The organism is Providencia sp. 2024EL-00732 (genome assembly GCF_044006275.1).
Classification (GTDB): domain Bacteria; phylum Pseudomonadota; class Gammaproteobacteria; order Enterobacterales; family Enterobacteriaceae; genus Providencia; species Providencia huashanensis.
In genome coordinates this window covers 55,449-66,983 of sequence record NZ_JBIPDG010000017.1, presented here as the reverse complement: position 1 = coordinate 66,983, position 11,535 = coordinate 55,449, and the positions used below count along the sequence as shown (strand labels likewise).

The following is an 11,535-nucleotide window of genomic DNA, read 5'->3' as shown; positions in this document are numbered from 1 at the left end:
TTCTAACTTCTAACTTCTAACTTCTAACTTCTAACTTCTAACTTCTAACTTCTAACTTCTAACTTCTAACTTCTAACTTCTAACTTCTAACTTCTAACTTCTAACTTCTAACTTCTAACTTCTAACTGCTAACTGCTAACTTCTAACTGCTAACTGCTAACTGCTAACTGCTAACTGCTAACTGCTAACTGCTAACTGCTAACTGCTAACTGCTAACTGCTAACTGCTAACTGCTAACTTCTAACTGCTAACTGCTAATGTCTAGCTTTTAAATTAACAGTCTGATTAGCAGGGGAGTAGGCTCACTCCTCATCAGTACCGAGGTATTCTTTTCCTGCCCATCTCGTTTTAACTTGTTTATTCCTTTATTCCTTTATTCCTTTATTCCTTTATTCCTTTATTCCTTTATTCCTTTATTCCTTTATTCCTTATGAACTGAGCGGACTCTGTTTTGTAACCCATCATCCTGATTTTTTATTCCTCAAGTTTTCGTTTGGCCGTGATTTGAGGCGGTGTTAATCCTCCCTCAACGGTGCAATAACATTGTTATGTTGAATAAGTGTGTGGAATTTAAAGTAGTAAGTAACAGCTCACTTATCGAGGTTGGTTTAATCCACTGAAAAAATAAGAATAAATTAATCAGCTAGGGAGGGGTAGAGATGTTTGGCACTAGTTCATGCGGAAAGTGTAATGATATTGGTGTGGTGAATAGGCGTGTCGGATCTAGAGTAGTGAGTAACAACTCACTGAGTTGGGGGGATCAAATGCAGTGTGAAGCTAGCGTGAGTTTGGCTGTAGAGTAAGGACTGAGCAAGGTATGAGGAAGTTGGGCATCAGTTCACTCTGAATGCACAGTGATATTGATGTGTTGAATGGGCATGTCGGATTTAAAGTAGTAAGTAACAACTCACTTATCGGGGTGAGTTTAATATGCTGAAAAATAAAATTAAATCAATTACCTACGGGAGGAGCTAAGCTGGGAGTAGAGAAGTCTGGTACTAGTTTATGCGGAAAGTGTAATGATATTGGTATGGTGAATAGGAGTGTCGTATTTAAAGTAGTGAGTAACAACTCACTGAGTTGGGGGGATTAAATGCAGTGTGAAGCTAGCGTGAGTTTGGCTGTAGAGTAAGGACTGAGCAAGGCATGAGGAAGTTGGGCATCTGTTCACTCTGAATGCACTGTGATATGGATGTGTTGAATGGGCATGTCGGATTTAAAGTAGTAAGTAACAACTCACTTGTCGGGGTTAGTTTAATATGCTAAAAAACAAAATTAAATCAATTACTTAGGGTAGTAGCTAAGCTGGGAGTAGAGAAGTTTGGTACTAGTTTATGCGGAAAGTGTAATGATATTGGTATGGTGAATAGGAGTGTCGTATTTAAAGTAGTGAGTAACAACTCACTTGTCGGGGTGAGTTTAATATGTTGAAAAACAAAATTAAATCAATTACCTAGGGTAGGGGCTACGCTGGGAGTAGAGACGTTTGGCACTAGTTTATGCGGAAAGTGTAATGATATTGGTGTGGTGAATGGTAGTGTAGGAATCAAAGTAGTGAGTAACAACTCACATTTCTAATGTAGTAACAGGAATGAGGAAAATTATTTGTCTTTACTGCTGATATGCCGCTAGCTTGCTTTATTGAGAGATAGATTATTTATAATTGATTAAAAATAATAATGACTAAATGAAACTACTTTACTTGTTTTTCCTTCTTTTGCCATAAAATATCTATCGGTTTAATGGTTTTTATGGTGTTAATTAGTTCATTAATAACGTCTGTTTTTTCATCAATAAACTCATAAATATCAATAGATAAAAATAAACTAATCAATTTTACTCATATAGAAAATTAATATTTCTTTAGCCAGTTTATGATGAAAAAAAACTCAATTGTTTATTTTTTTATATAAAAATTGTTAAATTGATGTTTCATTTACTTACATTTATACTATTTTAAAGTAGTTAATATCATTTCAAGTTATCACGTTATAGATGAAGTTTGCTTATAAATGAAATTATCAAAGGAAATAGTTAGCGTTCGGATACGAAAGATAATCGACTAAGCGCGCTGTATTTCTGGTTAATAATGTCTGTGTACCAAAGGTGGATCAGATGAATAAAACAAAAAGTGCGAATCAAAAAATTTTTGATCAGATCCTTTCTGTGAATAAGCAGAAAGAGAATGAATTTAACAATGGCCAAGATGGCGCCACGATCCTTTCCTTACTTGTGATGTTCTTTGTTCCATTTTTACTGCTAAAGGTCGTAAGAAATGCTGTTGGGATTGATTATAGTTTTGCTTCTGTTATTGGGATGCTGGCAATTAGTGGGATTATTACTATCGCACTGTTTAAGACATTAAAAATTAGCTCTCAATTTGCAGATAAACATATTGTTTTAGACCGATTGCTTTCTCGTTACACACCGAAAAATAAACAAGAATTCCAACAATTACAAGAGGAAAGAAAAACAAAATCTGCCGATTTTTATTCTCTTGTAGAAGATTGGGTTAATGTAGAAAAACAATACTATGCAAGATAGAACCGAATAACGATAATAAAAATATTCTTAAATATTATTAATATCCTTCTTTTCTCTACGCAGAAAGAAGGATTTTTTTTGTCTGACCTAAACCACCCACCTCCTTATGAGGCTGTCTTTTATACATAAGTCCTTCACATTATCTGAGAAACTTTTTTGAACTAAATGCTTAGCTTACGATCAACTCTTCAACGGATTTAATTGGGGCTCCTGAGATGATGGAAAGTAATAATGAGCGGGCTAAAGAACAACGTGCACATACTAAACTTGGAGAACCAAAAAGACCGGTCAGGTTTGTAATAAATGGCCTCAAACTTGGCTCGGTATCCAAGTAAATCGGTAGTAAAATCGTTTAGCTCACTGGCCAGTATGGAGGGAGATAGGAACGTTAACATATCCGCAGAGAATATTAGTGAAGCCATTTTTAGTGCGACAGTAAAACTGGTCACTGCTATTCCTTTCTTCTCGCGATAGAAGATGCTACCAAGCTACAATTATCGTCCTACTCAAGCAGATTTAGGGTATGTGAACCAAGGTAATCATCATCGAGGTTTGCTTACTCATAGCCTTTTGTTGTTTGCTCCTAAAACACTTAATATATCGGGTTAATTGAACAATAAAGATGGTCGCAAGACCTGAGGTATCCGTTGTAAGGGTTTAAAATGACCTTACAAAGAAAAAGAAGGTGATAAATGGGAAAGAGCATTATGTAATATCGCTGCTTATCTAGGCACCACGGTAGCTAATGTTATCGTGAAGCTGACGTCTAGAAAAAGAGGTAGATAAGTTTTACTCGAAAGATTGCTGATAGGGTTACACTATTAGCCTGTATCCTTATTGGAGCAATCACTGCGTGGTTTTAGTCTGACAATAACAAACGGCTCGATACACTGAACCGTTTGTTGTGGTAATAAAGTCAGATTTAGTGAGACTTACCTTGTTCAATACCCAAACCAATTTGTGAACGAATAAATTGCTCTTTAAAGCGTTCTCTTTCCATTTTCCCTTGTTCTGAATTGTCAGTAACAGAGAATAACCATGAGGCAACGAATGCAACAATCATGGAGAAGAAAGCAGGGTATTCATATGGATAGATTGGTTTTTCATGATGAAGAATGCTGACCCATATAGTTGGACCTAGGATCATTAAGACAACGGCGGTAATCAGCCCTAACCAGCCTCCTGCTAATGCACCGCGAGTCGTGAGTTTGCGCCAGTACATTGATAGTAAAATAATAGGGAAGTTACAGCTTGCAGCGATGGAGAATGCTAAGCCGACCATGAAAGCAATATTTTGTTTTTCAAACAAAATACCAAGGCCAATTGCAACAAAACCTAAGATGACAACCGTAATTTTTGAAACGCGTAATTCATCTTTTTCGTCAGCCTTACCATTTTTCATTGCCATCGCATAAAGGTCATGAGATACCGCAGAAGCGCCTGCGAGTGTCAATCCAGCAACAACCGCAAGGATGGTGGCGAAGGCAACCGCAGAAATAAAGCCAAGGAAGAAATTGCCCCCAACAGCATCAGCAAGGTGAACTGCAGCCATATTAGTTCCGCCAATGAGCGCCCCAGCAGCATCTTTAAATGCAGGATTTGAACTGACAAGCACAATAGCGCCGAAACCAATAATGAAAGTCAGTATATAGAAATAACCGATAAATCCTGTTGCATAGAACACACTCTTACGCGCTTCTTTGGCATCACTTACGGTAAAGAAACGCATAATAATATGAGGAAGACCGGCGGTACCAAACATTAATGCCAAGCCAAGCGATAAGGCGGATATCGGGTCAGATACTAGGCCTCCAGGGCTCATAATAGAAATGCCATTCTTATGGATTTCTACAGCCTCTTTAAATAATGTATTGAAATTAAAGCCTACATGTTTCATGACCATAACCGCCATGAATGTTGCACCAGCAAGTAAGAGAATGGCTTTGATGATTTGTACCCATGTAGTTGCTAGCATCCCACCAAATAATACGTACAACACCATGAGAATACCAACGATAACCACGGCTACATGATAATTTAAGCCAAATAATAATTCGATCAGTTTACCTGCCCCAACCATCTGGGCAATGAGATAGAGTGCTACAACGACAAGTGAGCCAACAGCAGACAAAATACGAATTGGTCTTTGTTTTAATCGGTAAGATGCTACGTCAGCAAAAGTGTAGCGACCTAAATTTCGTAAGCGCTCGGCAATTAAGAATAGAATGATCGGCCAGCCAATTAAAAAGCCAATCGAGTAAATTAAGCCATCATAGCCAGAAGTATAAACAAGAGCGGAGATCCCCAAGAAAGAAGCTGCAGACATAAAGTCCCCTGCAATTGCCATCCCATTTTGGAACCCTGTAATTTTCCCACCGGCAGTATAGTAATCGGAGCGAGAACGTGTTCTTTTTGATGCCCAGTAGGTGATATATAACGTGAAGCCAACAAAAAGTAAGAACATGATAATTGCTTGAATATTGATAGGCTGACGTTCCACATCCCCTGTCAATGCGTCTGCAAACACGATTGATGAGGTAAAAAAGAGAATGAGTGAGAGCAATATTTTCATTTTTCTACCTCTTTTAAGATTTCTGCCGTTAAACGGTCATATTCACCGTTGGCACGAATAACATATAGCCCAGTTAATACAAATGAAATGACGATTAGCCCTACACCGACAGGGATCCCCCTTGTGATGTAAGAGCCTTCAGAGATAGGTGTACCTAACCAGCTTGGATCAAAAGCGATAAGAAAAATAAAACCTACATACAACACGAGCGTTATTATCGATAACAACCATGAAAAGCGACTACGTTTCCTGACCAATTCCTTGAAGCGAGGGTTATCCTCTACCTTTTCGTAAGCAGTAGCATTCATCAGAGTTCTCCTCTGTTATACTCGTCATACTTCAAGTTGCAGTGTCGTTGGCGGTGTTCACTCGTACTAGTCACATATCTATATATGCTCTTAGTGACTCATTCACTTGCCTTCTAGTTGCACCTCAAATTATTTAGAGTAAATCGTCTTATTGGGATGTATGTAAGGCCACCCGGTAAAGGCGGCCCTTTTGGCGTTATGACATACTCATAGACTGTTTTTCTTCGAGTAGTTTTTCGACAACACCTGGATCTGCCAGAGTGGAGGTATCTCCAAAGTTACTGGTATCTCCTGATGCAATTTTTCGTAGGATACGACGCATGATTTTACCGGAACGGGTTTTTGGTAATGAATCCGTCCAGTGAAGAACATCCGGTGTTGCAATTGGACCAATTTCTTTACGAACCCAATTGCGAACTTCTGTGTATAGCTCTGGAGATGGCTCAACCCCTGATATTAATGTGACATAAGCATAAATTGCTTGGCCTTTAATATTGTGAGGAATACCAACTACTGCGGCTTCAGCCACTTTTGGATGTGCAACGAGGGCTGATTCTATCTCTGCGGTACCTAAACGGTGACCTGAGATATTCAATACATCGTCAACACGACCTGTGATCCAATAATAGCCATCTTCATCACGGCGAGCACCATCTCCACTAAAGTACATACCTTTAAAGGTTGAGAAATAAGTTTGCTCGAAACGCTCGTGATCGCCAAATAAAGTACGGGCTTGCCCCGGCCATGAATCGACAATCACTAAATTACCTTCTGTAGCCCCTTCGATAGGCTCACCAAGGTTATCAACTAATGCAGGTCGAACACCAAAGAAAGGTAAAGTTGCGGAACCGGGTTTCAATGTTGTTGCACCGGGAAGTGGTGTGATCATGAAGCCACCAGTTTCTGTCTGCCACCATGTATCAACCACAGGGCAGCGGCTATTACCAATTTTTTTGTAGAACCATTCCCATGCTTCAGGATTAATGGGTTCCCCCACAGAACCTAAGATGCGCAGAGAACTACGATCAGTGCCTTCAATGGCTTTATCGCCTTCAGCCATTAACGCACGGATTGCAGTTGGTGCAGTGTAGAGGATATTGACTTGGTGTTTATCAACAACCTGACTCATTCTGTTTACTGATGGATAGTTAGGCACACCTTCAAACATTAAGGTTTTTGCCCCATTGGATAATGGCCCATATAACAAGTAACTATGGCCGGTAACCCAACCCACATCAGCAGTACACCAATAGACTTCACCTGGGTGATAGTCGAAAGTGTATTTAAACGTGAGCGTTGCATAAACTAAATAGCCCCCAGTGGTATGGAGGACACCTTTAGGTTTACCTGTAGAACCAGAGGTATACAGAATGAATAGGGGGTCTTCAGCACTGATTTCTTCAGGAGGACAGTCTGTACTGACACCTTTAACCACGTCATGCCACCATAAGTCACGTCCTTCAACCCAACTCGGTGGATTACCAGTACGCTGATAGACGATCACATTGGATACGGTGGTTACATGTGGGTTGGCTAGTGCATCATCCACATTTTTTTTCAGGGGGATTGCACGGCCTGCGCGTAGGCCTTCATCAGCAGTGATGATAAGCTTGGCTTTACAGTCAATGACACGACCAGAGACTGCCTCAGGAGAGAAACCCGCAAAAATGACTGTATGGATGGCGCCAATACGAGCACAAGCTAGCATGGCTACAGCGGCTTCTACAACCATTGGCATATAGATAGCAACGACATCGCCTTTGCGGATACCTTGTTGCTTTAACACATTTGCAAACTGACAAACATCTTGATGCAATTCACGGTAAGTGACATTTTTTGACGATGATGGGTCATCGCCTTCCCAAATAATAGCTACTTGGTCGCCTTTTTCAGCCAGATGACGATCCAAACAGTTTGCACTTAAATTTAAAGTGCCATCTTCAAACCAACGGATATCGATATGTCCGGGGTCAAAAGACGTGTTCTTGACACGGGTGTACGGTTTAATCCAATCAACGATTTTTCCTTTTTCGCCCCAAAATCCTTCAGGGTCTTGAATCGAGCGTTGGTACTCATCGTTATACTGTTGTTCGTTTATCAGGGCATTTTTTGCAATTTCAGCAGGAACGGGATGTTTAGTTATTTGAGTCATATTATTATCTCCTTGCAGATGTTAATACTATGTCAAAAAATGGTTAACTAAAGCACGAAATATAAATTTGTTTTTCTTTTGCGCGGAAGATCACGTATTAATTGTAATGGGATTTGCAGAATTATCATTTGATGCTAAATATTAAATTAGTGTATTAACCTTAAAATATAGCAAATGTTAGAATTAAAGAAAAATAAAAGGCGGTGATATTGGTATTAGTTACTGTATAAGGGAGTTCTTGTAGCGAATGAGAAAACCCACATTTTTTTTATGGATTTGATAATGATTTTCATTAACAGTAAAATAACTATAATAGATAGTAATTCACAAGGTGCGAAGTTAAGCAAGTGCATACCCTATGAGCCTTGTGGTGAAAAATGAGAAACATAGCGGTATTTACGTCACTGGAGACAATAATATGAGTTATACATTACCTGCTTTACCTTATGCTTATGATGCGTTGGAACCACATTTTGACAAACAGACCATGGAAATCCACCACACTAAGCACCATCAAACCTATGTGACTAACACAAATACAGCGTTAGAAAAACTGCCAGAATTAGCAGGTTTGGACATCGATGTTCTGATTCAAAAATTAGATCAAATTCCAGCTGATCAGCGCACTTTTGTACGCAACAACGCTGGTGGTCACTCAAACCATAGTCTGTTCTGGAAAGGTTTGAAATTAGGTACTGAATTAAAAGGCGAACTGAAAGCGGCTATTGAACGCGATTTCGGTAGCGTTGATGCATTTAAAGAAGTATTTGAAAAAGCTGCTGCAACTCGTTTTGGTTCAGGTTGGGCATGGCTGGTTCTGAAAGATGACGGTAAATTAGCTGTTGTTTCTACAGCTAACCAAGATAGCCCATTGATGGGTGAAGCTATCTCAGGTGCTTCAGGCTACCCTATCATTGGTTTAGATGTGTGGGAACACGCTTATTACTTGAAATTCCAAAACCGCCGTCCTGATTATATTAAAGCGTTCTGGTCCGTTGTTAACTGGGACGAAGCTGCCGCACGTTTTGCAGCAAAAGCTAAATAATTAATTTTTTAATTAAATAGCGAGTGGGCGTAGCATCATAGATGCTACGCCTTTTTATTTTCCGGTGTATTGGATTGTTATCTGTCTTGGCATTCTTTATGATGAAGTCTCTATCGCTATTCAAATGGAGAATATCGTCAATGTCATGTTTACCCCAAGTTTTTATCGGTAAAGTCCAAGAGACTCAATCTTGTGGTCAAAGTGCGATCCATAAACAGGCTGCGGATGGTTTGCTGGCTTTAGGGCAATTAGGGCTAGAAGGGGATGAACAGGCAGAAAAACGTTTCCATGGTGGGCCAGATAGAGCCCTATGCCATTATCCACGTGAGCATTATCATTATTGGTTGAACGCTTACCCTGAGCTTGAGGATTTATTTGTTGCCTCTGCATTTGGGGAAAATATATCAACACAGGGTATGACCGAAGAAAACGTATTTATCGGGGATATTTTTGCATGGGGTAATGCGCGGATACAGGTCACGCAGCCTCGCTCTCCATGTTATAAGCTTAATGGGCTTACGGGGATCGAAAACTTTGCACAGTTGATGCAAGAGCGTGGTTGCTGTGGGTGGCTTTATCGGGTGATAAAAACAGGAAATGTCAGCGAAAACGAACCATTAACGCTATTAAGCCGTAATAGTGACGTTTCAGTACAAGAAGCGATTATGATTGCTTTTCATGCTCCCTATGATGAACAACTCTATCAGCGGTTGCTAAGTGCAGCTGGGTTATCCGCAAGCTGGAGTTTAACCATGCAAAATCGCTTAGAACACCACCAGATTGAAGAATTTAGCCACCGTTTGTTTGGAAAACGGGGCTAGGTTGCCGTATCTCAAAGTTAGACATGCCTAATTTTTAATTAGGCGTTTTTCTTTTTTGGCGTTTCGTTAACTTTTTACTTTATTGTTTACTCAATTCACTACGTTTACTTTGTAGTTCGTTTTGTAATTGTGCTAATTCTGATTCAATTATAGGTATTGCCCTTTTTAAATGAGCTAGCTCTAATTTATAGATTGAAGGCATTTCATTATCGCTCAAGATACGCTGATTATTTGAGGTACTACCACGGATTAGCTTGTCATAATCGTTTTGTAATTTCTCTGTAAGCTGTGTTAATTGCGATTTTAACTGAGTTAATGCTTTAAATTTATTTGGGTTATGTTGATAACTTGAACTGAGTATATTATTTCTCGACTTTTCTATATCACTTTTTAATTTCGATAGGTTAGCCATTAGCCCTGAATATTCTTTATCATTTGGTCTCCAATACGGTTCTTTATATAAGTCATTAATAAATATATCAACTTTAGCTTTTATATTCTGGGTGTTTTCCTTAAGTTCAATAACTCTTTTTTGCTTTATCGTTTTATTTTTGGTCATTAGTTCAATGATATTGAGCGTATTGGCTCTTTGTGGCGCATTGCGTCTGATCTCATGAATAGAGGCATCAGATAATTTATTAAATGCCATTGTGTATGCCTTATGGATACAGAGAGACTTGTTTTCAATAACGTTAGAGTGCTGAAGTGTTAAGGTTTTATTTAGTCTACTAACAGACTCTTGGATATTATAGTAATTGTTAACGGTAAGTTTTTCAGATGAATTGGAGATGTTCTTTAGGAGTTTTTTTATATCAGAATGGCTGATTTTTCCTTTTTTATCCGCTTGGTTAACAGCGGTTTCAAAAAAACACTCAAGTGATGAAGTTGATGGAGTCTGTGGTAATTCTGTACGCATGATATTCTCATTTTAACGGTAGAGGATAATTTTCATGTTTACATAAAATTATTAAAAAAGGCTTTCATTAATACCCCAAAATTATCTGTTTTTTATAATAGGGTCTTTGTTGGCTCGTACGATAAAGCTGAATATAGGTGCGAAAGAATAAATATCGAAGAGGACATTTTTTGAATTTTGAGTAAGATAACGATTTCAAACCTCCAAGCACAAAGGTTGGTAAAAACGTATGCTGCAATATGATTTAAATGATCTCTATTACTATGTGAAAGTCGTTGAGCATGGTGGTTTTTCCCAAGCGGGTTTAGCTCTTGGGGTTCCTAAATCTAAGTTAAGCCGACGTATTGCAGATTTAGAGAAAAAGCTAAATGTTTCTTTAATTTATCGTTCAACTCGCCAATTTCATGTCACAGATGTAGGGCAGGTTTTTTATCAGCAATGTAAAAATGTGGTGGATGAAGCCGAAATTGCTCACGAATTGATTTGTTCTGTTCAGTCTCACCCGAAAGGTACGATAAAACTGTCTTGTCCTGTTGCATTGTTGCAAGTGTATCTTAATGAATTACTTGTTGATTTTATGGCGCAATACCCAGATATCGATATTCAGATATTGGCAGTTAATCGCCCTGTTGATGTGATCAGTGAAGGGCTGGATTTGGCAATTAGGGTGCGTTCTTTACCTCTTGATGACTCCGGTCTAATGATGAAAGTGCTGGGGTATTCTCGCAGGATATTGGTTGCAAGTCCGCAGTTATTTGTAGAACGAGGGGCACTTATTGAGCCTGAAAAGCTGGTGGATTACCCGATGTTAGCGAATACAGAGCACTCGCAAAACTATACGTTAACACTGAAAAATAGCGATGACCTGAGTTTTACACAGCATTTCACCCCTAAATTAGCCACAACTGATGTGTTAACGTTATACCGCGCGGCACTTAAAGGGATTGGCATTGCAAGGTTGCCTTATGGCGTGGTGGAAAAGGAAATTGCCTCAGGGGACTTGGTGGAGGTATTACCTGAATGGCGTTTCCCTGAAGATATTATTCATGCGGTTTATCCATCTCGCAAAGGGTTGTTACCATCAGTACAATTATTATTGAATTATTTAGCAGATAACATTTCACCGTCAGTAAAATAACCCCCCAATAGCCTAAGGTTATCGAGGGGTCATACATTA

Annotated in this window: 8 protein-coding genes and 1 pseudogene; 5 read left to right on the top strand and 4 right to left on the bottom strand. The window is 39.1% G+C overall.

The features are described 5' to 3' along the window. Positions 1-2,115: 2,115 nt before the first annotated feature. Complete coding sequence (locus ACHB7C_RS19195) at positions 2,116-2,544, top strand: hypothetical protein (protein ID WP_349483987.1); 429 nt, start codon at positions 2,116-2,118, stop codon at positions 2,542-2,544. Positions 2,545-2,759: 215 nt separating this feature from the next. Beyond that, positions 2,760-3,297, top strand: a pseudogene (locus ACHB7C_RS19190) (IS4 family transposase); the annotation flags it as partial. A 169-nt stretch (positions 3,298-3,466) separates the two neighbouring features. On the opposite strand, the gene actP reads toward ACHB7C_RS19190, so the two are convergent. From actP to acs, 3 genes are all read right to left on the bottom strand, one after another. Next, positions 3,467-5,116 carry a cation/acetate symporter ActP gene (gene actP / locus ACHB7C_RS19185; RefSeq protein WP_048605606.1) on the bottom strand — a complete coding sequence of 550 codons (1,650 nt, stop codon included), beginning with the start codon at positions 5,114-5,116 and terminating at the stop codon, positions 3,467-3,469. Then, on the bottom strand, positions 5,113-5,424 hold the full coding sequence (locus ACHB7C_RS19180; protein ID WP_004906633.1) for a DUF485 domain-containing protein: 312 nt from the start codon (positions 5,422-5,424) through the stop codon (positions 5,113-5,115). The genes actP and ACHB7C_RS19180 overlap by 4 nt, the downstream gene beginning before the upstream one ends. 196 nt (positions 5,425-5,620) lie before the next feature. Beyond that, on the bottom strand, positions 5,621-7,576 hold the full coding sequence (acs, locus tag ACHB7C_RS19175; RefSeq protein ID WP_042848644.1) for an acetate--CoA ligase: 1,956 nt from the start codon (positions 7,574-7,576) through the stop codon (positions 5,621-5,623). A gap of 418 nt (positions 7,577-7,994) precedes the next feature. On the opposite strand from acs, the gene sodA reads away from it, so the two are divergent. Both sodA and yiiM read left to right on the top strand, forming a co-directional pair. After that, positions 7,995-8,621, top strand: a complete 627-nt coding sequence (gene sodA / locus ACHB7C_RS19170; protein WP_042848668.1) for a superoxide dismutase [Mn] — start codon at positions 7,995-7,997, stop codon at positions 8,619-8,621. Between the two features lie 140 nt (positions 8,622-8,761). Beyond that, complete coding sequence (gene yiiM / locus ACHB7C_RS19165; RefSeq protein WP_042848643.1) at positions 8,762-9,442, top strand: 6-hydroxyaminopurine reductase; 681 nt, start codon at positions 8,762-8,764, stop codon at positions 9,440-9,442. A gap of 79 nt (positions 9,443-9,521) precedes the next feature. Here yiiM and ACHB7C_RS19160 read toward each other — a convergent pair whose 3' ends face one another. Beyond that, a complete protein-coding gene (locus ACHB7C_RS19160; RefSeq protein WP_166697012.1) occupies positions 9,522-10,358 on the bottom strand; it encodes a PCRF domain-containing protein in 837 nt (278 codons plus the stop codon). 232 nt (positions 10,359-10,590) lie between these two features. Between ACHB7C_RS19160 and ACHB7C_RS19155 the strand changes: the two genes are divergently transcribed. After that, positions 10,591-11,496, top strand: a complete 906-nt coding sequence (locus ACHB7C_RS19155; protein WP_042848667.1) for a LysR substrate-binding domain-containing protein — start codon at positions 10,591-10,593, stop codon at positions 11,494-11,496. The last annotated feature ends 39 nt before the right edge of the window (positions 11,497-11,535 follow it).

Coding starts and splice junctions, on each gene's coding strand:
- actP (WP_048605606.1), bottom strand. CDS start 5,116: ATGAAAATATTGCTCTCACTCATTCTCTTTTTTACCTCATCAATCGTG.
- ACHB7C_RS19180 (WP_004906633.1), bottom strand. CDS start 5,424: ATGAATGCTACTGCTTACGAAAAGGTAGAGGATAACCCTCGCTTCAAG.
- acs (WP_042848644.1), bottom strand. CDS start 7,576: ATGACTCAAATAACTAAACATCCCGTTCCTGCTGAAATTGCAAAAAAT.
- ACHB7C_RS19195 (WP_349483987.1), top strand. CDS start 2,116: ATGAATAAAACAAAAAGTGCGAATCAAAAAATTTTTGATCAGATCCTT.
- sodA (WP_042848668.1), top strand. CDS start 7,995: ATGAGTTATACATTACCTGCTTTACCTTATGCTTATGATGCGTTGGAA.
- ACHB7C_RS19160 (WP_166697012.1), bottom strand. CDS start 10,358: ATGCGTACAGAATTACCACAGACTCCATCAACTTCATCACTTGAGTGT.
- yiiM (WP_042848643.1), top strand. CDS start 8,762: ATGTCATGTTTACCCCAAGTTTTTATCGGTAAAGTCCAAGAGACTCAA.